20 protein-coding genes are annotated in these 23661 nt (G+C 45.9%); 6 read left to right on the top strand and 14 right to left on the bottom strand.

What is annotated here, in order from left to right:
- Window positions 1-140: 140 nt before the first annotated feature.
- Complete coding sequence (locus tag QUB04_RS24105; RefSeq protein ID WP_333288239.1) at window positions 141-770, bottom strand: hypothetical protein; 630 nt, start codon at window positions 768-770, stop codon at window positions 141-143.
- Window positions 771-967: 197 nt separating this feature from the next.
- Here QUB04_RS24105 and rpsD point away from each other — a divergent pair, with 197 nt between their 5' ends.
- On the top strand, window positions 968-1576 hold the full coding sequence (gene rpsD / locus QUB04_RS24110; protein ID WP_172190738.1) for a 30S ribosomal protein S4: 609 nt from the start codon (window positions 968-970) through the stop codon (window positions 1574-1576).
- Between the two features lie 272 nt (window positions 1577-1848).
- On the opposite strand, the gene QUB04_RS24115 is transcribed toward rpsD, so the two are convergent.
- From QUB04_RS24115 to QUB04_RS24145, 7 genes are all read right to left on the bottom strand, one after another.
- The gene (locus tag QUB04_RS24115; protein WP_333288241.1) at window positions 1849-3051 is read right to left on the bottom strand and encodes a catalase; all 1203 of its coding nucleotides are present in this window, start codon (window positions 3049-3051) and stop codon (window positions 1849-1851) included.
- A gap of 353 nt (window positions 3052-3404) precedes the next feature.
- Entirely contained in the window at window positions 3405-5051 is a 1647-nt protein-coding gene (locus QUB04_RS24120; protein ID WP_333288244.1) for a peroxidase family protein, read from the bottom strand.
- A gap of 75 nt (window positions 5052-5126) precedes the next feature.
- Window positions 5127-6158, bottom strand: coding sequence for a DUF2235 domain-containing protein (locus tag QUB04_RS24125; RefSeq protein WP_333288246.1), 1032 nt, complete (start codon window positions 6156-6158; stop codon window positions 5127-5129).
- A 3-nt stretch (window positions 6159-6161) separates the two neighbouring features.
- Window positions 6162-6302 carry a hypothetical protein gene (locus tag QUB04_RS24130; RefSeq protein ID WP_333288248.1) on the bottom strand — a complete coding sequence of 47 codons (141 nt, stop codon included), beginning with the start codon at window positions 6300-6302 and terminating at the stop codon, window positions 6162-6164.
- A 488-nt stretch (window positions 6303-6790) separates the two neighbouring features.
- Window positions 6791-8224 (bottom strand): MFS transporter, encoded by a 1434-nt coding sequence (locus tag QUB04_RS24135; protein WP_333288250.1) that lies wholly within the window; start codon window positions 8222-8224, stop codon window positions 6791-6793.
- Window positions 8225-8577: 353 nt separating this feature from the next.
- On the bottom strand, window positions 8578-8916 hold the full coding sequence (locus QUB04_RS24140) for a hypothetical protein (protein WP_333288252.1): 339 nt from the start codon (window positions 8914-8916) through the stop codon (window positions 8578-8580).
- A 102-nt stretch (window positions 8917-9018) separates the two neighbouring features.
- Window positions 9019-10110, bottom strand: coding sequence for an RNA-guided endonuclease TnpB family protein (locus tag QUB04_RS24145; RefSeq protein WP_333288254.1), 1092 nt, complete (start codon window positions 10108-10110; stop codon window positions 9019-9021).
- A gap of 239 nt (window positions 10111-10349) precedes the next feature.
- Here QUB04_RS24145 and cbiD point away from each other — a divergent pair, with 239 nt between their 5' ends.
- The 4 genes from cbiD (at window position 10350) to QUB04_RS24165 (ending at window position 14986) form a co-directional block, all read left to right on the top strand.
- Entirely contained in the window at window positions 10350-11471 is a 1122-nt protein-coding gene (gene cbiD, locus QUB04_RS24150; RefSeq protein ID WP_333288318.1) for a cobalt-precorrin-5B (C(1))-methyltransferase CbiD, read from the top strand.
- A 335-nt stretch (window positions 11472-11806) separates the two neighbouring features.
- A complete protein-coding gene (gene guaA, locus QUB04_RS24155) occupies window positions 11807-13420 on the top strand; it encodes a glutamine-hydrolyzing GMP synthase (RefSeq protein WP_333288256.1) in 1614 nt (537 codons plus the stop codon).
- A gap of 360 nt (window positions 13421-13780) precedes the next feature.
- Window positions 13781-13996 carry a hypothetical protein gene (locus QUB04_RS24160; RefSeq protein ID WP_333288258.1) on the top strand — a complete coding sequence of 72 codons (216 nt, stop codon included), beginning with the start codon at window positions 13781-13783 and terminating at the stop codon, window positions 13994-13996.
- A gap of 678 nt (window positions 13997-14674) precedes the next feature.
- Window positions 14675-14986 (top strand): pirin family protein, encoded by a 312-nt coding sequence (locus QUB04_RS24165; protein WP_333288260.1) that lies wholly within the window; start codon window positions 14675-14677, stop codon window positions 14984-14986.
- Here QUB04_RS24165 and QUB04_RS24170 read toward each other — a convergent pair.
- Window positions 14937-16187: a transposase gene (locus tag QUB04_RS24170; protein ID WP_333288262.1), complete on the bottom strand. Its 1251-nt coding sequence runs from the start codon at window positions 16185-16187 to the stop codon at window positions 14937-14939. The two genes, QUB04_RS24165 and QUB04_RS24170, sit on opposite strands and share 50 nt — an antisense overlap.
- Before the next feature lie 228 nt (window positions 16188-16415).
- On the opposite strand from QUB04_RS24170, the gene QUB04_RS24175 reads away from it, so the two are divergent.
- Complete coding sequence (locus tag QUB04_RS24175; RefSeq protein WP_333288264.1) at window positions 16416-17075, top strand: pirin-like C-terminal cupin domain-containing protein; 660 nt, start codon at window positions 16416-16418, stop codon at window positions 17073-17075.
- 217 nt (window positions 17076-17292) lie between these two features.
- Here the strand turns inward: QUB04_RS24175 and QUB04_RS24180 are convergent, their stop codons facing one another.
- From QUB04_RS24180 to QUB04_RS24200, 5 genes are all read right to left on the bottom strand, one after another.
- Window positions 17293-17868: a TIGR04376 family protein gene (locus tag QUB04_RS24180; RefSeq protein WP_333048333.1), complete on the bottom strand. Its 576-nt coding sequence runs from the start codon at window positions 17866-17868 to the stop codon at window positions 17293-17295.
- Between the two features lie 335 nt (window positions 17869-18203).
- The gene (locus QUB04_RS24185; RefSeq protein ID WP_333288266.1) at window positions 18204-19442 is read right to left on the bottom strand and encodes a hypothetical protein; all 1239 of its coding nucleotides are present in this window, start codon (window positions 19440-19442) and stop codon (window positions 18204-18206) included.
- A gap of 451 nt (window positions 19443-19893) precedes the next feature.
- Window positions 19894-20460 carry a hypothetical protein gene (locus QUB04_RS24190; protein ID WP_333288268.1) on the bottom strand — a complete coding sequence of 189 codons (567 nt, stop codon included), beginning with the start codon at window positions 20458-20460 and terminating at the stop codon, window positions 19894-19896.
- Window positions 20453-21565, bottom strand: a complete 1113-nt coding sequence (locus QUB04_RS24195) for an AAA family ATPase (protein WP_333288271.1) — start codon at window positions 21563-21565, stop codon at window positions 20453-20455. Before QUB04_RS24195 ends, QUB04_RS24190 begins: the two co-directional genes overlap by 8 nt.
- A 77-nt stretch (window positions 21566-21642) precedes the next feature.
- A complete protein-coding gene (locus QUB04_RS24200; RefSeq protein WP_333288273.1) occupies window positions 21643-23565 on the bottom strand; it encodes an ABC-F family ATP-binding cassette domain-containing protein in 1923 nt (640 codons plus the stop codon).
- Between the last annotated feature and the right edge of the window lie 96 nt (window positions 23566-23661).

Here is a 23661-nt window from a genome sequence, read left to right on the forward strand (position 1 = left end):
TTAGTCATTAGTCATTAGTCATTAGTCATTAGTCATTAGTCATTAGTCATTAGTCATTAGTCATTAGTCAACAGTCAACAGTCATCAGTCAACAGTCAACAGTCAACAGTCAACAGTCAACAGTCAACTGTTAACAGTGATTAATTGAGGGGTGAAGGCGGTGGAATTAGCTCCACAGGAGGGGTAGGTGCAGGGCGCCCGTCCAACTGGCTCACGCTGCCCCTGGGGTCAAGACAAGTGGCGATTAACCGGTCAGTGGGAAATTCGAGCCTGCCGCTCAAACCGACTACGCATTCAGCAAACTGTTGTGGCAATAAACTGCGGCGGCATCCATCGAGCACTACCAGGGGATCTGCAGGTTGAGTTCGACTTTTGCCGTTAATATTCACTACGCACCTAGCCAATTCATTGGGACGCCTCACCTGCCGACAGCTAGAGAGCGCTTCGACACCCGAAATATTGGTTTTGCGGTTGATTTGGAGGGCGCATTTAGATATGTCGCGGGGGCGGAGGGCGTCAGCACAAGCGGCGGCGGCTGCCTCTGCCCCCACTCCGGCTTCGATTAGTTCCAGGGCGCAGACGCGATAGGGATTCCTATTGCGAGGGATTCTAATAGTAATGGCTGATGCTGGTGAGATTGGCAGTGCTGTTGCCAACAAACCGAGTGCTGCTAGCTGCGTGCCGAGAGCCAATATCCAGCGCGCGGTAGGCTTTGAGCCTGTCGGTGCTGGCTTTGGGGAAGAAGTGCGGGAAAAATTGCGGTTGTGCATGGCAGATCGAGTAGTGAGTTTTTTTGGCTGATTGGGGCGATCGATCGATCGGCTTTTCCTTCAGAATTTACCGCACATTATGGATCGCCCTGCGGTCGATCGTTTTTTTATCGATCTTTATTTGAATTTTGACCGTTACCAACATATAATATAGAGTCTGCATAAATATTGCATACAGATATTAGAGAGGAAAATAAATGTCTCGATATCGAGGCCCCCGATTGAGAATCGTCCGTCGCCTGAAAGAGTTGCCGGGTCTAACCCGCAAAACCCCCAGACGAGATTATCCGCCTGGACAGCACGGTCAAAACCGCAAAAAGCTCTCTGAGTATGCGGTTCGCTTGCAAGAAAAGCAAAAACTCCGTTTCAATTACGGTGTGACGGAACGCCAATTGCTCCGTTACGTCCGCAAAGCCCGCCGTGTCACGGGCTCCACAGGTCAAGTGTTACTGCAATTTTTGGAAATGCGCTTGGACAATACTGTGTTTCGGATGGGAATGGCTCCAACCATTCCGTCCGCTAGACAATTGGTAAATCACGGTCACATAACTGTCAACGACCGTGAAGTCAATATCGCCAGCTATCAGTGCAAGCCTGGTGATGTGGTTGCTGTGAAAAATAGAGAGCGCTCGCGCACAATGGTAGAAGCTAATCTCAAAGACCCAGGCTTGGCTCACTTGCCGAATCACTTGGAATTTGATAAGCAAAAACTGGTTGGCAAAGTTAATGGCGTTATCGAACGCGAGTGGATTGCTCTACAAATTAACGAACTGCTAGTGGTGGAATACTACTCACGGCAAGCTTAAGTTATTAGTCATCAGTCGTTGGTCATTAGTCATCAGTTGGTTGCTAGCAGAATAATTAATAATTGGGTAGGAACCCAGTTATTGATTAATTGCTACTGAATAATGAGGACTAAGGACTGAGGACTAAAAATTCAGAATTTTCAACACTCCCACCCCCTAAAAAGGGATGGGATTTTTTGAAGGTTTCGCTTGTTAACTTCTTTGAGTTGCCATTTGCTCAGACGACACCTGCCTGATGGCATTAAATGATGTCCCAGCCTCAAATTATTCCCTTAAAAAGTTTCTTCTCCTGTGGGTTCTTGGTGGACAAGACCTCGCTTTTGAAGGCGATAATTCGCTACAACCGGGTAAACAACACCGCGTATCCGATTGATAGCACCTACTGGACGATGAACTGCTAAGCCGTTCCAAGGAGAATATCTCAGGTTTTCGTTGAAATCCGATTGTTTTTCATAATCAATAATCTGATGCTTGACGGTGAGACGACCTACTCTCAAGAAGGGTGATTCCTTTTCCTTCCAGACATTGATGCCATCGTCGATCGGCATTTTTAGGCTGGTTTGGAACTGAATGCCAAAATCCCAACAGTATTGAGCGTCAGGTTTCGCCAAGGCTTGAATTAGATCATCCCGGTAATAATTGTCTGGCTTATTGGGATCTAAACCCAAGGCTTTAGCGCGATCGACAAAAGGAATTTTAGGAATTCCAGGTCGAGATTGTTCTGGAATTATCTCGTGCGGTGGTTCGGATGAAACCGGAGTAAACCCATACTTAATTACAGCCGGATATTCGACAGGAACTACACCAGGCTTAGAGGGATCGAAATCGGGATTGAGGCCCAAAGCAGAGGGTGAACCGCTCCAATATTTGGCTGTTAGCAAACTCTTCGGAGTCCGGCTACCCGTAAGCGTCGAGACCGCTAGAAAGTGTCTGGGATGTCGTATTAGCCACTTTTTCAATGCCTCTGGTGATTCAACCAGAGCCGAAAAAAAGCCGTAGTAGTCTTTGATGGTTTGGCTCACAAATAGCTCTGAATTGTGAACAATGATGTCCTGGGTTTTTGACTCGTGGCTTTGCGCCAGTCGTTCCCCTTCCACCCCGATCACTTTCACTGATATTGAGCGCGAATCTTTTTGGTAATCAGGGTATACTTTGGTAGCCCCGTTAGCAAATCGCAACCAAACAGTATATTCTTTGGGTTTTGCTAGCAAACCTTGCTTAAGGGAAATAGCATTGAGTCGCGAAGAACTTAACGAAGCGCGTGTGCCCAATTCCCGTTTAATCGCTTCCTCATCAAAGTCAAAAATTTCCAGAGTTCCTTTAACGCAGGCATGAGCTTTGGCGTGAGTATCTCGCAGCGCCCGCTCCTTATTGCCGTAAAGATTATCCATCCGAAGCTTGGCCTGCTCAACCAAAAGATCGTAATATTTGCGTTCGTCTTGTTCGGGATATTCGGTAAATAACTTCTTGTTCATAAATAACCCTCAGTAAATCGATAAAAAAGGCTCTACACAAACCGTTGCCTCTGTTAATTAGTATAGGTGCTGGTGCAATTGCTCCCGAATTGCCGTAGCCGAGCGCTTGCGAAAAGAGCGCCTTTTTCTTCCTCATTTTTGAGGGCGCAGGTGTGTTTGCGCCCCCCACTACCGGGAGCATCTCATATTTGTAAAAACACTTATTATGGCTCCTTCCTTCTTCCTCCTTCCTTCTTCCTTCTTCTTCTTTCCTCCTGACTCCTGACTCCTGACTCCTGGCTCCAATTTCTAGCGGAGGGCTGCATAAGTGAGATGCTCCCCCACTACCTTGAGTCTTAGTTGTCAGCTACAACTTAAAGATCGAAGGAGACTTTGTACTTGGGATCGCTTGGAGGAACATTACGATTCACTAAATCAGAGACTGTTTTGGTATTTTGGATAATTTCCCAACCAACCTCAGAAAAAGTTTCCTTATTGAAGACTTTAGGCGATAACAAAGGATTAGTTAAAGCCTGGGAGAAAGCATCAATGCCAATTATCCGTGCTACTAAAGGCGGAATTGCTGAATTTTCTCGGACATCTTCAGCGTACAATCCGACAAATAATTCAATCTTATCAACATGACCGTACAACTCTTTTAATTTCTGTTGAGCGTATTCGTCACCCGTAATTTGATTAAAATCAGTCACCCTGGGATAACCACACATTTCGCGGTAATCGTTATAACTGGCTAACTGCGCCTGCCGTCCGAGTTTAACAGATGCTAGTTCGGTAGCATCAATAAATGTATAGGGTGTTCCTGCGATCTTAAAATCAGGTGTGTTAAACAAACCAATTCTAGTGCCTGGTTGGGAACAAGTTTCTTCCATCAATGCACCCAACCCTTTATCGATTAACATCTGATTATTCCAGAGGGAATCGTACATGGATTTTTCTTGGCCGTCATAGGTAAAGGTTTCCGGAACCGCACTATGCCAGCGATAGACAAAACTAAACTCAATCGCCATCCAATTTTCTCGATACCAACTTTCCTTGGTAAAAGCTTCTGGATCGGCAAAGAACCTAAAATTATAGGGCGTAATGTGAAAAATGTACTCTTCCATAATGATATTGAGAACAATCACCATGAGAATATTTCTCGCGGTTTGGAAGAGCCTCTCATCGTCCCATTGCGGATAGCTTTTGGACAAAACATCACAAATTCGATTATGCTCCCTGATACATAAAGTGTTGAGCATGACATAGCCAACTTGGACGTTTGCCCGTTCAACTCCCATTGCAAATAGCTTACCTTTCTTTTCCGGGGGTTGTCTTTTCTCATCATTAAGGGGTGCATGAAGACCTTCAAATTGAGGATCGATAATACCCTGCTCAGGATCGGCATAATAAAAGAGTGGATACTCTTCTTCTACGCCATCTTTGCGCTTGAGTTTTTGGGTTTTAAATTTCCCGTCTTTGAAAGCTCTGAGCATATTTGTTTGTTTGCGGGTCAACCCGTAAACATTACACATATCAATCTGATGATTGGAGGTATTTTTGAAGCGGTTTTGCTGATCGATCCGCAGAAAACTATCTGTAAACCACTGCACCCAATAGGGAAATAGCAGAGTGGATTTTTCCGAATAAATGGTTTTTCCATCTCTTTTTTGGAATAAGGTCTTTAATTTGTCCAGGGGTGGTAAATTCCCTTCTTTGTTCAATTCTGGGTCGGGAGGTAAATGTCGCCCAGTATAAGTCTTGTCTGTAAGTGAATCCCAAGAAATGTAGGTATCAGTTTTCTTGGGAATATCTGTCCCTGGAATTTTGGGATCTAAGCCCATTAAGCTATAGGGAAGCGGGCGAGTCGGAAGTTTGTAAATGATGCTATTGAGAAAAAATTTGTTGAGTTTACGTTTCAGAGGCTCGTAACTTTGAACTAAGTTCCAAATTGGTTTGAAATGAGTCAACGTATATGCTAAAGCTTTGTTGCTCAATCCATCTCTAGATGTATCTCTTGTCATGATTGCTTTTCCTTTCGATTGTTGGAGATTAGATCGTCTTCTTATTCTCGGCTCTGAGAGGTTGATAAAGTGCGATCATTTTTCTATATTTTCAATTACTTTGGAGAGAATCTTTTGCAGATTCTTAGGTCGATAGTCTTGGGTCTTTTTCAATCGCTCGATCGCGCTTTCATGAAGATCGTCAATGGTATCCCCCACATCGCGCCACTTGATTCCTGCCAATTTGAAGAACCCAGGATTGTTTTGAAATGGAGCCTTATAATCAGGCTTGATATCCTCAATGGCCTCTGGCTCGAATTCCAGCTTCAATTCAAAGTCACTGATTTGATCCAACATCCACTTCAAGACAGCATCGGATAACCCGCGGGATTCTGGCGTACCACCGCCGATGCAGCTATGCGCGCCTGGAAACCAAACTTGACGAAGCTTCTGCTTCGGGGCATCAGGATTTTTCTTCATCAGAGTAACATCAAAGACTTCGCGAATTTCGTCGATCGCAACGGCGTGCACCGCATTCTCAACATCCTTATTTAAAGTGGTGTCGTGGAATTTGTACCTTGTTTTAATCTGTGCCTCAAACTTCCTGAAGGCGGGTACAAGAGGAATACCAAGGGCTCCAACGGTGTCGAAACAACCAAGCAAGGTAATCGGGACGCGATCGCCCCGATCTTTGCCGTTTTCTTTGCGGAACCTCTTTGCTTCCTCATCATTTGGTTTAATGCTTCGGTTACGGTAAAGCTCGTAAGCTTCTGATGCCTTGGTAACATAACGGCGGGATAGGAGACCGGAGCAATAGATCATCCCCGCTAGACTCCTGACTGTGTAAGCACCGCGACTGAACCCGAAGAGATAGATTTCGTCACCCCGATCGTAGTTGAAAGAAAGAAAACGATAGGCATCTTGGATATTTTTATCGATTCCCAGCCCAGTAACTCCGCCCACAATCTTGTTACTGTCTACTCCAATTCCCTCGTCATAAAACACAATCTGCGGAACCCCGTCACTGGCTGTCCGTTTCACGGCCTGGGCAAGCCTAACCACATTAGTTGGGCACTGAGTATCTAGTTTGTTCCAAGTTCCATCACAGCAAACGATCAGACGTTTCATTTTTTAATTTTCTCTTTGAATTTGGAAGTTGAGAGCGAGCTGTCTTTGGTAATCGGTTACAAGAGAATTGCCAATTCCAGTGTTTCTATCGCCTGACAGCGATCGCCGATCGTTGATTGCTGGAAATCGATATTTTGCTGGCAATCTTTAGCTTTTTCGATTCTCAGGATAGTAGTCTCAAAACACCATCTAGTCTAGTTGGCTGTATTAAAATGTTAACTTTATTTATATTTCGTAACTAAAAAGTTTACAGCGTGAAATAGTTGGTTGGGTTCTGGGAAAGTCCTCGATTTACCTACAACGTAAAAAATTCAGAGCGTGAAATAGTAGGATGGGTTCTGGGAAAATCCTCAATTCTCCTAACAGAAGTAGCGATCCGACGCCCTAGCTAACAAACCTTGGAACACATTTACGCTATGCCTTGTCAGTTTGTCAAACAGCTATATCTTATCGATTTGTCCGTTGGCTGCAAGATAATAGTGAGGTATTGGCTACACAGGTATCAGGTTCGATGCTCTGTTGAGGTTAAAATTTGTTTCAATCACTCTCAGGTTTTCTGCGATCGGCTTGAAGTTTTTAACAATCGGTGGGCTTTTCTGGTTTCTCGATCGGCAAATTTGTGAGAAAATTTCCTAGTCGCGGTTAAATTTGAAACGTCCAAAAGTGGGGACGATCGACCGCAGCGACTGGCTACGAGGTTCTCGCACCAAAACCAAAGGCAGCAAGCCTACCAGCCGCACAGCAGCCGAGAGGGCAAACAGTGATCCCAAACTCATGCCCGGAAGTTCGGCAAGAAAGCCGCCGACGGTAGTTCCCAAAGCCCCAGCTAATCCCGCAACCGCTGCGCCGATCGCAAAATAAGCCGAAGGTTGCTCGATCGACGCGAGCTCCATTTGAATATTGTTAGTACACAGCCCGATCGCGCCTAAAGTCGTTCCCCCCAGCAAGTGCAGCAGCGGCAGCCACACCCACAGGGCAAACGGGTAATTCCCCGTACCCAACCACAGCAAAGGCGTTAGGGCCACCACCAGCCCAACAGCAATTAGCAGCGGGCGATTTCCCCAGCGATCGGCCAACTTACCCCAAAACATCAGCAGCAGTAGATTTGCCCCGGAACTCAAGCTGGTGTAAATCGTTACCAAACTCACATCCAAGCTTAAATCTTTCAGCAGGTAGATATTAAAAAAAGGCGCGCTGAGATTAATAGCAAATGTCCACACACTGAAGTAAAGAATAAACATTAAAAAATTAGAATCTTTCAGCACAGAAGGCACAAAATCTGTTATGTGCTTTGCTTTTTTCTCTGTAAGTCGATCGTTCTGTGCATCTTTTTTGTATAGCTGGGGATTCACATCAACCATGAAGGATTGACAGCCCAAACTAATCATTCCCGCCAAAACACCCACCAATAAAACAATACCGTAGCCCACAATTGGACCGCCGTCCCAAGTTGAAACTCCCAATCCCATCAACGGCACTCCCAGCAAAGTGATGAGGCTGACAGCACTGTTGCGAAAGCCAAAATAGCGTCCCCGCAAGCGCTGAGGAACCACAGCAGCCATCCAACTGAACCAGCTAGAATTGGCAAAAGCTGCCAGCACGCTAGCTGCTACGACTGTTACCAGCGTCCATTGCAGCAGTTGGTCGAGGTCTGCGTGCTGGGAACCCCAAACAATTGCCACCGCCAGCACCAGCCACAGCAGCCGCGACACGCCGAATACAAATAGGTTGTACCAGTGGCGGCTGGTTGTCCGATCGGCGATGTAGGCTCCTAATGGTTGCAGGAGATTTACCACCATCGGAATAGCCGAGAATATACCTATTTCCACGCTGCTCGCGCCGAGTTGCAGCAAAAAGTTGCTCAGCAGCACGCCGCCGGTCGCCGACTCGAAGACAGCGGCAAAAACGCCGTCTAGAGTTGAGGCTTTCAGGGTCGATCGAACCTCTTGTTTAGAAATTTTGATATCTGTTTTTGGAGATAAAACGAGCTGAGATATTTGATTGTCTAGTATTTCAGGAGTCTGAAGAGATAGAGGTTTATTTAACTCTGTAACTGGTTCAATCATAGTCAATCAATTTGAGATTTAAGATTTGAGATTTGAGATTGGAGAATTGAAGAATTGAAGTAACAGGGTTAGATAAAACCAGCCCCACCTTCAAGAGGCTAGCTCGAAAGTAGGACTGGCACGTCCGGGTAATTCAGATAAATATAAATGACTTGCAATCGCTAGGACATCAACCGGTTGGGAGATATAAATTTGCTAATTGTGAAAAAGTAGGTTTTAGGGCTTAACTGATATCTTGCACCATTGTCAAGAACGGGCTCTCCGGCCCGTTCCACAAAGAATGAGTCTTCTTGTGGAACAGGCCGAAAAGCCTGTTCCTAAACAAGTAATTGAGAATGGTGCAAGATGTGAGCTTAACCAAAAAGCGAGCGCAGCATTTCCCATACCAAAAATTTCTCGAATTCCGCCTCGAACAAGTCTCCCCAAGGGCCAAAACAAATTTCGCGCAAGCTCATCGACTCGGCTCTGACACCTTTACGGCTAGGTAAATTTATAGAGTGAAAGACGATCAACTTGCCGAGTATAGCTGCTAACGATTTGTACCTAATTGCTGGAATCCGTTTGTTCAGTGCCAGCGCTCGCGATCGAGATTCCGGGTTTTTTGTGAAAATCGCCCCCAGGTGCCGATAAAGCTTCGGAGTGGGTTCTTGGCGATCCTCTACGGGGGCTCCGCTAACGCACCTGCTTGGCAAAACTTATCTAAACTTGTCTAAACTAATCTTTAGACACAATCCGAGTTCACTTCCTACGCTGTTGGGTAGACGGCTAATCCCAAGATAAGTAGGCTATCCCCCTCAAGCCGAGGGTTTCCAATTTAAAATATTTAGACTTGCGTTCCAGTCCCGATCTAAAGATATGCCACAAGCAGGACACTCAAAAGTCCTAATGCTTAGTGGCATATCTTTTTTGGTGCCACAATTCGAGCAAGTTTTAGTGCTGGGGAACCATTGGTCTACCAGCACTAAATTTGCCCCATACATTTTGCACTTATAATCGAGTTGGCGTTTGAACTCGTAAAAACCTAGATCCGATATTGCTCCAGCCAGCTTGTGATTCGCCATCATGCCCTGAACGTTCAAGTTTTCAATCTTGATTAGCTTAAAAGTTTGGGCTAAATAAGTTGTTAGCTTGTGAAGGAAATCTAAACGAATACGAGCTATCCGTGCATGGAGCCGACGGATTTTATGGTAGGTTTTGCCCTGATTTTGGGAGCCTCTTACCTGTTTTGAGGCTTGGCGTTGCAAGGTAGCAAGCTTGGTTTTCGCTTGTTTTAACGGCTTCGGCGCATCAAAGACCTGCTGAGTGGACAGCGTGGCAAAAGAATTAATGCCTACATCGATTCCTACAGAGCTTTCAGATTGTTGAACTGGCAAACGTTCTGCATCAACGCAAAAGGAAACAAACCAACGACTTGCTTCTTTTGAAATCGTAAAAGTTTGAGACACATAACCGCATTCTAGGGCTTCGTAGAGTCGAAAAGTACCCAAGGTAGGAATCTTAAGGGTTTTGCCAGCGTTTAGTAAAACTTTGCCATTAGAGGAATCAACTGTAAAAGATTGACCGTCTCGGCGACTAGCAAATTTTGGATGACCTGCCTTTCCAGAGCGATATCTACTAAAAGCATCTTTCAAGTCAATTAAAGCATTTTGATAAACTCGACTAGAGAACTGGTTCATCCAGCCAAATTCAGGCTGTTTCTTGACGTGGTTGGTAAGAACTTTTTTAACTTCGTTGATCACCTTCGAGTCTGTGAATTTTCCCTCGCTATACATTTGAGTCCGCAAGCTTAACCCAAAGTTAAATACTACGCGCCGGAATCCTGCGTGTCTTGCCATCAAAGTCGCTTCGTTGTTATTCAGTTTGAGCGCTCGTTTGACAGCAAACACAAAACTTCCTCTCAATGATTAACTATGGAGAATTTTAGCAAACTATTTGGCAATTTAGTCAAGCTCCACAAAAGTGTGGCTTGCTTCAAGGCAACTCACAGGACAAAATTATAGTTGACAAAAATTACGCGAACTGCTTATAATAACAAACCCTACAATTAAACTTAAATGTTTGAGGGCTATCAGTGCTAAGGCGTGATGTCGATCGCCCGCAAATTTACAGATTTCTGCATTTGAGCGTGACTAAAACTCAACCTGTATCCGGGTATACATTGCCAGTATTTGCCTGTGCGGCCGCACTTGCAGCTTTGCGGTGCTTGCGTGAGGGTATTCAGTCTCTAGATAGCGTATCAGTAAATTTACTGGAACCGCAAATAACGGCAGAAATTCCGATCGAACAGGCGTCTGTACTCAAAACTAATACCGCTTTAGGAGTGACTCGCTCCGATCCGGGGGAAAATCTCGATCTGACTCGCAATACCCCCGTTTGGGCAATGGTGGAATTGGGGAATTGGGAAGAGGGAGAGCAGATTGTTATTCTCGGCGGTGAAGGTATAGGGCGTCACACAGTCGGTGGAGGGGCGGCGATCTATGATTACGCAATGCGGCTGCTGCGATCGAATCTGAGCCGAGAACTCGCACGGGGAGAAAAAATTACTGTCACCCTGATTCTGCCGTCTGGGCGGCAACTAGCCACCCGCACTTCTAACGAAGCTTTCGGCGTGGTAGAAGGACTTTCGCTGCTGGGTACAACTGGCATTTCTCAACCGCTGAGTACCCCTGGACAGTTGGAAGTTTACCGCGAACAACTGCAACAAAAAGCCGAACTGTTTGACTGTTTGGTTTTCTGCATCGGCGAAAACGGCTTGGATTTGGCGCGACAACTGGGGATTAATCCTGATAGGCTCGTCAAAACCGCTAACTGGCTCGGCCCGCTGCTGGTAGAGGCCGGATATCAGGGCGTGCAGTCAATTTTGCTGTTTGGCTATCACGGGAAACTGATGAAATTGGCGGCGGGAATTTTTCACACTCACCACCACCTCGCTGACGGGCGCAGGGAAATTCTCACAGCTTACTGTGCTAAAGCTGGAATGCCGGCCGATGCGTGTTCCGCAATTTTTGCAGCAGCGACAGCCGAAGAGGCTCTCGGGCAACTGCGGGCTTTAGACGCCGAGTTTGGGAGCAATTGGGTCGATCGAATTTACGGCGACATCGCCCGACAAATAGACTTGCGGTCATCGGATTGCATTTTTACTCACACTAACTTGCAAATCCCCGTGGGCTCGGTGATGTTCGGGCGCGATCGCAAAATTATTGTTAAAAGTGATATAGGAGATACATTTTTGACTCAAATTTGTTAATCTAGTGTGAATATCCCTGAATTCTGTTTAAAACATCGCTCAGGGATAATATTTAACAAGTAATAATTCTTTGTCCCTAGACCTTAATTATACTAGGTTGCTTCGGGAAGTTATTTCTGAAGCAATAATTCTATTAATTAGGGTAAGGCTCGAAGTAAATCTATGCTTGCCCTGTACCCGATTAATCGACTAACATCGCTGACTGCAATCTAGTATGAATAAGATTTATTCCTAGCGACTAATGGTTCCTCGCCTTCCTTAGAATTGTACTGAGACCGCGACAGATACCTCCGCTACTTTCGACCCAATTAGCAATTAGCAATTACGCAATAACCGTGACTACTCAAATAAAAACTGAATCAGACCTCACAAACTCTTCTCTGGGGAAGATCGATCGCCAGATGATCGTGATTCTCGACTTCGGTTCGCAATATTCCGAACTGATTGCTCGTCGCATTCGCGAAACTCAAGTATATTCCGAAGTTATTTCTTACCGCACTACTGCAGAACAGTTAAAAGCTATCAATCCTAAAGGAATTATTCTTTCAGGAGGGCCGAGTTCTGTATACGATGAAAAAGCACCCCAATGCGACCCAGAAATTTGGAATTTGGGAATACCGGTGTTGGGAGTGTGTTACGGGATGCAGTTGATGGTAAAGCAGCTCGGAGGCACGGTTGAGCGCTCTAAATTAGCGGAATACGGCAAGGCATCGCTATTTATTGACGATCCTACGGACTTGCTGACCAATGTCGAAGAGGGCAGCACGATGTGGATGAGCCACGGAGACTCGTGTACTCAACTGCCGACGGGTTTTGAGATCCTCGCTCACACGGACAATACTCCGTCTGCTGCTGTTGCTCACCACGAGAAAAATTTGTACGGGGTTCAGTTTCACCCAGAAGTAGTTCACTCGATCGGGGGAATAGCTTTAATTCGCAATTTTGTTTACCACATTTGCGAGTGCGAACCGACTTGGACGACTGCTACTTTTGTGGAGGAATCGATTCGGGAAATTCGAGAGCTAGTCGGAGAGAAACGAGTTTTGCTTGCTCTATCCGGTGGTGTAGATTCTTCTACTTTGGCTTTCTTGCTGCACAAGGCGATCGGCGACCAACTTACCTGTATGTTTATCGACCAAGGGTTTATGCGGAAGTATGAACCAGAACGGTTGGTAAAATTATTTAAAGAGCAATTCCACATTGACGTTGAGTATGTTAATGCTCGCGAACGCTTTTTAGCTCAACTTGAAGGGATAACCGATCCTGAAGTAAAACGCAAGCGGATTGGTCACGAGTTTATCAACGTATTTGAAGAAGAATCGAAGCGTCTAGGCCCCTTCGACTACCTGGCACAAGGTACTCTTTATCCTGATGTGATTGAGTCGGCTGACACTAATGTAGACCCGAAAAGTGGCGAGCGAGTTGCTGTTAAAATTAAAAGCCACCACAACGTCGGCGGTTTGCCGAAAGATTTGCGATTTAAGCTGATTGAACCGCTGCGAAAACTGTTTAAGGATGAAGTGCGAAAAGTCGGCCGATCGATCGGGCTTCCCGAAGAAATCGTGAACCGGCAACCTTTCCCCGGCCCGGGATTGGCGATTCGGATTATAGGAGAAGTTACCGCAGAGAGACTAAATATTTTGCGGGATGCTGACTTCATTGTTCGCCAAGAAATTAATCGGCACGGATTGTACGGTGAACTTTGGCAAGCTTTTGCAGTTTTGCTGCCGATTCGCAGTGTAGGCGTGATGGGCGATCAGCGCACTTATGCTTACCCGATCGTCTTGCGATTTATTAAGAGTGAAGACGGGATGACGGCTGATTGGGCGCGGGTTCCTTACGATTTGTTGGAACTGATCTCGAATCGGATTGTGAATGAGGTTAAGGGGGTGAACCGGGTAGTTTACGATATTACTTCTAAGCCACCGGGAACGATCGAGTGGGAGTGATTTGTAGTTAGCGATTAGGTAGGCGGACTAATTTTTTGTCTGTCTACTTATTTTGATTTTGGATAAAAGGGCGATTCCCCATATTCCGCCCTTTGACTCTCACATTTAGGTATTTTTGACCAAGCCATAAGGTTTGCGTCAATTTTGAGGGAATTCCCAGTCAACAGTGGCTCAAAGGGCAGAATGTGGGTTGTAATTGTTCCACCGCTGCATTGGTTTCAATGTTGTGACTTCGATCACTGGTAACACGGACTTGGTTCACCGAAGATTTTCAGTATTATCACGGAAAAAAACCAGCACCATCACTTGCTCTTAGGCGAAACCACGAGATGATTAAGGTGTCGAGTTCAAAACAATCCCATGTATCCAGTTAATCTTCTCCCCGGCGCTATCAACGAATTAATCGCCACTGTCACCGATACTCACCGCGTTACCAAAGCTGACCGCTACGGCATGATGGCCGCCATCCTCGATGAGTCCATCAGTGAAGAAGAACGTGGCTCACTCGATCGTCTGATTCGCTCCCTGGTCAAAGGTAGGATTCAAGTCAGTGATGAACTCTCCCTCGTCTCTTGACATTCCCCAGCCATCAGGCGTGGGGATTCTTGGTTCTGGCGACATACCTTAAAACTATCTATCCTTGCGGCAATACTTAAACCAAATATCCGTTCAAAAAAACCAAATATCGAGCCTAATTTAGTTAGTCCCAGAGGGTTTTATCTCCCCAAGCGTTCGAGAATTACTTCTCATGTTACCGGATGCCCGCTCGGTACGTTTTAACTTCCCAAAATTTACTTTTCTGGTTTTGGCTTACGTTAGTCAGCCTAGCTATAGTCAGCCTAGCTATAGTCAGCCTAGCTATGTTTTTCGTGGTTTTCCCCACCCACTAACCATTATTATTTTCCGACCCGTCGTTTGAGCTTGGTGTCTCATGTGTATCGGCGGTTATTCTACCTGTGGTATAAGTATCATTGTACTCTACTTTAAATAGAATGCTAGGAAATTTAAAAAATAGATACTAACGCAACTAAAGGATTAAAACAAAAATCGCCAATCAATTAAAGCCGTCCTATTAAGAAGGGGCTTTAGACCCAATTATCTTGGTAAGCAGAAAGCTGGTTGAGAACTCGACACTCTACAATAGCTTTCGATTGGGAAAGTTTAAACCAGTCACTGATACAATTCTCTAGAAATAGCTTTTTGTATAATGCACTTTTGACATAGACGATTAGCGTTCGCAACTTCATAAACATTATGACGGATACCATCCAGCATCTCATTGAGCCACACATTCAAGATTTGGGTGGATTCCAAGCCCGTCGCTTGCTTCCCTCAGACGTTTTAGCACTGGTAGGCCCGTTCATCTTTTTTGACCATCTGGGCCCTGCGGTGTTTCCTCCCGGCCGGGGCGTGGATGTCAGACCGCATCCGCACATAAACTTAGCAACCGTCACCTACCTGTTTGAAGGCGTTTTGCTGCATCTTGACACTCCCTGCGCTGAAGCGACAGGGATTCTTAAGCCCATAATTTATGTCTTAAAGGCGCTGACAATTCGCCCCTACTGATTCCGCTTAGATCAAGTCCAAGCATTACCGCTACTTTTCTACCAATATTGCCACAACCGTTGCAATCTGCATTGATCAACCAACCTTGAGCTGTTCGATACAAGCCACGCTTAATTCGTTTACCAGATGGAAGCCACCCTTCGGGTTTCTCGCCGAATGTAGGTAGCAAATCATTATCAACGAATGAAGCCTTTGAGGAATACGATTCTTCAGTCTCCAGAAATCTTAAGCCGTACTGCTCACACAATTGACCAATTCTATCCTTCAGTCTGCCCGTAGGAATCTGCACAAACTTTTGATTAGTTTTGCTTCCCATGTTGGCAGACTTTTTTTGTCCTTTGTTCCAGCCCAATACAACGGTTCCTATTTGATTACTCAAACAATGATTAATCACCTTTTTGGCTGCCTTGTTGACGGCATCTCGCATTTGACGATTTCGTCTCTCGGTTACGCTGGCAAGTTTTTTAGACCAAAACCCGTTAGCTTTCCCCTTCATCAAAAATGCAACTTGCTTGTTGTAACCTTGATTGAGAGACTTTATGTGCTTGCCATCAACTATAAAACTTGTACCAACGTTGCTCACACAAGTTAGCCAATTATCTACGCCGTGGTCAATCATCAAGCATCTGGCAATATCTACATCTGATTGGACTTCAGTAGTTTTGTAGACAAACTCTAGGTAGAAACAGCCGTTTCGAGGAAGAATGCGATATTCCCGAATAGCCTTGAAATCAAGATTAGATGGCATGGGCAAGTAAAACGCATCTAGACCAAACCACACTTTGACCTTGCTGCCTAGGGGAAATCTCAACATTCCGTCTTTGAGTTTTACCGACCTACCTGTAAACGTCACCACAGCCATTCCGCCTTGACGATATTTCGGCAGCTTAGGGCGGTCTATAATTATCCCATTTTTAAATGCTTTCATTAGTCCTAGAAAAGACTTGAAAGACTCTGCTACACCCGTCAGGATTTGTTGGGCTGTATCAGAGTAAAATGCTTGATAGTGTCGATTTCGATTTTCGGTTCCTAGAACCTTGTGCAACTGAGCGCGGTTCGGAACCTTGCCAGTTTTAAAATATAACTGGCGGCCATAGTAAGTCCCGCAATTAGAAAGTTTTGCAGACTCAGAACACAGATATTCGAGAATCGCCTTAATCTCTGAGTCAGCTCGAATTAAGTTTTGTTGACAGCCAAACATGAGTTATCCTCCTTGTTATACTAACGTACAGCAAAACACCGGATAAAATCATGAAGAAACGTTTAGATTTTCGGATTCAAGAGTCTGAATTTAAAATTCTTGAAGAACACTGCAAATCTGTAGGTCGGACTAAAACCGATGTACTTAGGGAATTAATCAGGAGCCTCAAAGTTAAAGAAAAGCCGTCCTAGAAGGACGGGGCTTCAGACCCAGTTTCTTGGTGATAGTGTGGGCAGCGTTCAAGAAATCCGTCCTGGTGCGGTGAACTGGATGACAGCAGGGCGAGGCATTGTCCACTCTGAACGCACGCCTGACGACGATCGCAGCAAAGAAGCCATCCTGCATGGCATTCAAACCTGGATAGCACTTCCCGATGAATACGAAGAAACCGACCCCTGGTTTCGGCATCATCCGGCTTCTGAGTTGCCTGCTTGGGAGGATGCAGGAGTTTCGTTCACCCTAATTGCGGGTGAGGCCTATGGTCGCACTTCCCCAGTTCAAATATTTTCCCCCATGATTTATCTGGACGTGCAACTGACTGCTGGAAGAGAATTTACCTTACCGGGCCATTACAGCGAACAGGCGGTTTACAGTGTAACAGAGGGGCTTGTTATTGATGGAGTGCCTTTACAACAACATCGGTTGGCTGTTCTCACTTCCGGCACGGAAGTAAACATTTCTGCTTCAGGCAAGGCTCGTTGTATTGTGATTGGCGGTGAACCTGTTGGTGAGCGCCATAAGTGGTGGAATTTTGTTTCGAGTCGGCACTCGCGCATTGAGCAAGCTAAACTCGATTGGAGAGAGGGACGCTTTGCTCAGGTTCCTCAAGAGACAGAGTTTATTCCGCTGCCAGAAGAGCCACCTTCTCAAGCAGAGCAACCGTTGTGAATAACCGCAGGGATTTAAACTAAAAAAACGCCAATTAATTAGGTGAGAATATTGTAGGGTTGATTGATTAATTGTTCCTACAAGTTTAGGATAGTAATTATATAAAGTCTGAGCGATCGATCGCAATACCTGAGACTCTGGAGGGTTGACGAATATTTGCATTGGAAATCCGAGTTCCGGGTGAACCCGTCCCTAAAGGATTGGAATGCTTTCGTAACTATCGGCCTATATTCCGCTTCATTTGATCTAGTTCTTCGTCTGCTTCCCAGCGTTGAAACTTCTCCTCTAAAGGATCGGCCGCATTAAAACTATTATAATTTGAACTCTGATTCCAACCCTTTGTATCCCAATTCTGCTCTGTTTTAGTGGTAGTGCGAGTAGCAGCTTCTGCAGCTTTTGCTCGGACTTCTTTTCGCCGTACTTGAATTTGGCGGTACAGTTCTTTTGCTTTTTCAATGCGTTCTTTGCAGCCTTGCATTTGCCCCCAGCGCTGATTTCCTTGACGCAGCAAAGCTGCTTGCCGCTCTTGGGCGGCTTGAGCTAAATCGAGCCTTTGAGCAGCTTTAGCTTTGTTGATGCGATCGTTCCAGCGCTGAATTTCTTGGGCGGCGGAGAGAATTTCGGCTTGCAGTTTTTTCTCTTGTTTTTGGATATCGAGAATCAGCCGCAGAGTGTCTTCTTCTTGTTCCTTCAGTTGTTCTTCTATTGCCTGCAATTCCAGATGGGGATTGCTACGCAAAAATTCTTCTAATCGGGTTTCTAGAAAGCGGCTGAAATCATCAAATAAGCCCATTTTTTATAATTCCTCAGTCATCTGTTATGAGTCATTAGTCATTGGTCATTAGTTATTAGTCATTGGTTCTTAGTCACTGGAGATCGATTATCGATCCTGAGTTGTTAGTTATAGCAGAAGAAAGTTCAGTAACGAATTGGGGAAGCGATTTAACGGATAGAAGCAAGAAGCAATAAGAGCAATGGTTTCAGCAATTAAGAACGTCTTGGCGGTTCCTATATTATAACTTTTTTCACTGCTCGTGATATACAGCCCGATCGCTGCCCATTACTGATTACCGATGACCTAACTCATAACTAATGACTGATGACTAATGACTCATAACTGATGACTGATTAGAACTTTTGGCCGACAAAAACCGATCGCACATCTCCTCCCTTGCGGATAACTGCTTCTTGATTTTTGATTTCTGCCAGCGTCCAACCGCTAGCGCCGATGCTTTCGCCGACATAAATTCTGCGGGCTACGCCGTCTACTTCAAACAAAGCAGCCGATCGATCGCCCAACTCCAAAATCCCTACCAGCGTGTGCGCGGAAGTCGGGGCGCTGCTGACGGCCGGTGCGGATTGCTCCGGCGCGGGCGCAGATTGCTGGGCAGCAGGCGCTGGTGCCGGTTCGGTTTCGCGAGCCAAAATCTTTGGCTGGGGAGACTCCGAGGGGGAAGGGGAAGCGGCGAGGGGAGAGCGAGTACCCGCCGCGGCGATCGCACGACCGGAGGCTGGAGCAGCAGGCGAGGGGGAAACTGCGCTGGTTTGAGGAGCAGCCGGAGCAGCCGGAGCTACCGGAGCCGCAGCTACCGGAGCCGCCGGAGCCACAGTCACCTGAGCGGGGGGAGGGATGACTACGATTTGGGGTGCAGGTGCTCCCGGCTGCGCGCCGGCTTGTTCTAGGGCATCAGCGATGCGGTTGACTGCGGTCGAAAGACCTGCTGTTGCCGGCGGCGCGCCGGAAATTGGAATGCTCGGCAGCGTCCCTGGCGTGGGGGCTCCGGGAACTCCTGCAAGTTGCGGGTTAGCTTGGGGTGCTTTTTTTTGTTCGATCGCTTCTAGCGAACGCTGCACGTATTCAACAAACGGGGTGTCAGGTGCTGTTTTGCCACTTGCTGTCGGCGTCTCTGGTGCAGGGGCGGCGGGCAAGCGCACGAGTCCCGACCTGCTTGCGAGCCATAACCCCATGACTAGCAGCAGCGACCCACATGCTGCTCCCAGCAGGATTCTGTCGAAGGATTGTTTGGACTGCTGTTTTTGGGCTGTTTCTAGGGCGACTTGGCGGGCGATCGCTTCTACGTCTTTTTCGCCCCGCTGCGGCTGGGGGGGTGCCAACTGCGACAAAACTATTTGAGGTACCGAGATCGACTTGAGCGCCACGAATTCTGGCTGCACGGGCTCGGATGGCAGTCCGCCGCTACCGTCGAATGCTTGATCGACTCCTTCAAACAGTTCGTCCATCAACCTATCGGCGTAGGATTCTACTGCCACTGCTTCGGCTGGCACTGTTTCCACCGTCGCCATCACGGCGATCGGCTCTGACGCTGATTCCAAAGACATCTGTTTGGCGATTACTTTTTGAGGCATAGTTTTCTGTTTGCTCCCGCTCCTCGACAACCCTGAGATTCTCAACTTCAGACTTCTACAGGATACTTGTGATGTTGACCAATTCTTGGTTAAGAACAGGTCAATTGTATCTCACCCATCACCATATTTTTAGTTCTCTGCCAACTTACTTTGCCCGATCGACTTTTGTTTTACCTGTTTTGTGCCTTTTCGCCCCTGTTTTCTGCTGCCCGTCTTATTTGCTTACCCTGACTTTTACTGCATATTCTACTGCTGTTGTCAACCCCACCCTCCGGGGCTTCGCAGTTTTGGACACACAGCTTTACTTGAGGATCTCGCAAAAAAGCGGGTTTTTTGTCGCTGTTTCCGATGGCTTTGCTGTTTTGACAAGGATTTCAGACTTTTACCTGTCTTAAGTTTTTGGTCAGTTTGCTTGACAGTAATAACAGGTTGCAGATTTTTTTCTTATAACTCATGGCTGCAACAAGGGTAACAATCGCTGTAATTCCCCACAAGCTGCCTGAAGCGATCGCGGCGCATCTTCTGGTAAGCTCTGAGAATAACATCGATCGGCTAAATCCTCAACAGCGGTTTTGCAAGCAGCTTCATTTTTCTCAAATTTTGCATAAGCATCCTCTTCATTCACCGTTTCTCCCTGCAAGTAGTGTATCCAAGTCTCAATATTGCGCTTGGGAACGAAAATCGCGATGGCTTCATTCGGTTTCCTATTTTTCGGCTTTTTCTGCTCATCTTCCTCAAGGACACTAGCTAACTGATTAAGTCTGGCTTCCAGCGTACCCGTATCTGCATCAATTAACACAACTAATCCAATCGACAGCTCGTTTCTCTTCTCGCGATAAGCTTTCACTTCCACCGGATACTGAGTGCGTACATACTGTTCTCCAGATTGGCTACCAGCCGGACAAATATTAGCTGTAAATAGACCTCTAAAACCTCGCTTTTTTAGGAAAGAACGCGCAAAAACCTCCTGCTGTCTGTCCTCGCACAGAATGACAATCTGAACTCTACGCTTACTCATTCAACCATCCCCGTGCAATCAGTTCAGAAACTGGCAGTCCAGAATTCTCAGGTACTTTATCGCTAATTCGTTTGACTCGAACAGCAGCATTGCTTTGACGCTCAAACCAATAGCCAATCGGTGAAGCTAAAAGATAGTCAATTAACTTAGAATTGTGAGAAATTAGTAATGCTTGAAGTTTTCCCTCGCTACAAAGGTCATAAAGCTCCATCAGCCAGGGTTGAATTTCTGGCAATGCTAAAAAGTTTTCCGGTTCATCAATCCACAAGGTATAGTCTTCAGATTTAGTACCGTAAATCAGCGCGTATAAAGCCACTAATGTTTTTTGTCCGTCCGACAATTCTCTGAGACGATATTCAATTGGCTTGCTGTTATCTTTTTCTCCGGAAAACCGCAGTTTTAACACCAAATTATCTTCGCTTACTCGCTCAAACTTAAAATTGTTGAATCCATCCAAAACATCTCTTAAAATATTTCCAATTTCAGCAATTTTACCTTGATCTTCAGATAAGTAGCGATACCAAGAAACAAAATTTTCCATCTTAGGAGTCAAACGCCTTTGTTCTTGGCTACTTTCATCAACCATCAAGCTGGGTACAACTTGCACGATGATAAATCGCGCGATCCGTTCTCTAAACCAAGTTAACTTCGTGTTGTCGTTTCTTGGCATTAATGAAGGCAGAATAGATTGCGACCAGTCAAACTGGTATTTCGGGCCCGGTGAATAATCATCTCGATAGAGTTGAACTTCGCCGAATTCAAATATCAGTAAAGGCTGGTTATCACAGAGCAGACTCTCGTACCTAACACGACATTTATCTCCATACTCATCGATTTGTAATTGATATGTGTAGCAGCCGTCATTACCGAGAATTTCTAACTCGAAACGCTGAATTTTTAAGATTTGCCAGCGGGTGAAGTCCGCAGGTTTGAAAATTCCTTCTACCTTACTGTCGCCACTGACCAATGCTTGGATTTTCTGCAAGACTTCAAAAACTGTTGATTTACCCGATCCATTAGAACCCAGAAATAGATTAATTGCATCAAAGTCAAGTTCAAAGTTTACCAGACAGCGAAAATTGTCAATATATATTCGTTTCAGCATGGGATTTTTTCACTCATAATTCTTCTAGCTCCTGTCATTATTAACAGGAGCTAAACACAACACTCGGACAACCCAAATTAACCCACCCGTTCCGCCAATTCCAACCAGCGCTCAGTCGCCTGATCGATCTGCTGCGTCAACTGAGCTAAACGATCCGATAACTTCTTTACCTCCGCAAATCCGCTCGGAGCATTGTTAGACAACCTCTTCTCAATCTCTTGTTTCTCAGCTTCCATCTTCGGAATTTGGCTTTCTAATTGTTCGTATTCCCGCTTATCATTGAAGGAAACTTTGGTAGATTTTTGAGTGGAGCTTTGGGATTTTGAATTATTAGATTCAGCGGTGCGTGTAAGTTTTTCTTTGTCTTTTTGTCCTTTGATTTCCTTGGCTTCTTCGGCTTTCTTGTAGTCTAAATACACCGAATAATTGCCGGGATACAAGCGCAAATTGCCGCCCGGTTCCAAGGCGAAAACCATGTCGATCGTCCGATCGAGAAAATAGCGATCGTGGGACACCACAATCACGCAGCCGTTAAAATCTTCGAGATAATCCTCCAAAACCGCCAAAGTCTGCACGTCCAGGTCGTTTGTCGGTTCGTCCAAAATCAGCACGTTCGGCGCACTCATCAGCACTTTCAACAGAAATAATCGGCGCTTTTCCCCGCCCGAAAGTTTGTTAATCGGTGCATACTGTTGGTTCGGTGGAAACAGAAACTTTTCCAACATTTGAGAAGCGGTAATGATTTCCCCATCCGCCGTTTGCACCAACTCGGCCACACTTTTCAAGTATTCAATAACTCGCTGGTCTTCGTTCGGCGTCAAATCCTCTGAATGTTGGTCAAAATAACCGATATGAATGGTTGTGCCAATTTCGACAGTACCCGAATCCGGCTGAATGCGTCCGGTGATGATATCCATCAGCGTCGATTTTCCTGCACCGTTGCAGCCAATAATTCCTATCCGGTCTTCGGGAGTGAAATTGTAGGTAAAATCTTTAATTAAAGTGCGATCGCCGTAAGCTTTACTGATATTCAGTAACTCAATCACCTTCTTACCAATCCGGCGGCCGGCTGTCGCAATTTCGACTTTGCCGTTGGCTGTTTTGAACTCCTGGGCTCGCATATCTTTAATGCGATCGATCCGAGCTTTTTGCTTGGTACTCCGCGCCTTCGGCCCGCGTTTGAGCCATTCCAATTCGCGCCGCAATACACCCGCGTGTTTGCGAACACTGCTGGCGGCGGATTCTTCAGCTAGGGCTTTTTTCTCCAAGTAATAAGCGTAATTGCCAGCATAATTGTAAAGGTCGCCGCGATCGATCTCCAGAATCCGATTAGTAACGCGATCGAGAAAATAGCGATCGTGCGTAATCAGTAGCAAAGCACCGCGATAGCCGTTCAAATAGTTCTGCAACCACTCCACAGACAGCGCATCCAAGTGGTTCGTCGGTTCATCCATCAGCAACACATCGGGCTCGGACAACAAAGCCGTTGCTAAGGCAATTCGCTTGCGGTAGCCGCCGGACAAATCGGCAATTTTCGCATCAAAATCCTCAATCCCCAACTTGGTCAAAATCAATTTTGCCTTGGTTTCCAAGTCCCACGCATCCACCTCATCAATGCGTTCCGACACCGCAGACAGACGCGCCATCAACTTGTCTGTATCGCCTTTGCCGTGGGAAAGTTGAGCGGAAATTTCCTCGTATTCGCGCACTAAAGCCATTTGTTCGCCACTGTCGGCAAATACTTGCTCTAAGACAGTGTGATTTTCGTCTAAATCCGGCTGTTGGGGGAGATAGACAATTGTAGACCCTGGATTGACCCAGCGATCGCCAGAGTCGATCGACTCCATACCCGCAATCATTTTCAGCAGGGTTGATTTCCCGGAACCGTTTGTGCCGATGAGTCCGACTTTATCGCCTTCATCGAGGCTGAAACTGGCATCTGTCAAGAGTTCCTTGATGCCGAAGTCTTTTTTGATCGATCGTAGAGTAAAAATAGTCATGAGTATAGAAAGTCATTTACCTGACTTAGTTTAACGCAAGTTCGATCTAGTCCGGCTGCTAAGATATTAGATCCCAGTATAATGTAGATTCAAGTT

Source organism: Microcoleus sp. D2_18a_B4 (assembly GCF_036702475.1).
Taxonomy (GTDB): domain Bacteria; phylum Cyanobacteriota; class Cyanobacteriia; order Cyanobacteriales; family Microcoleaceae; genus Microcoleus.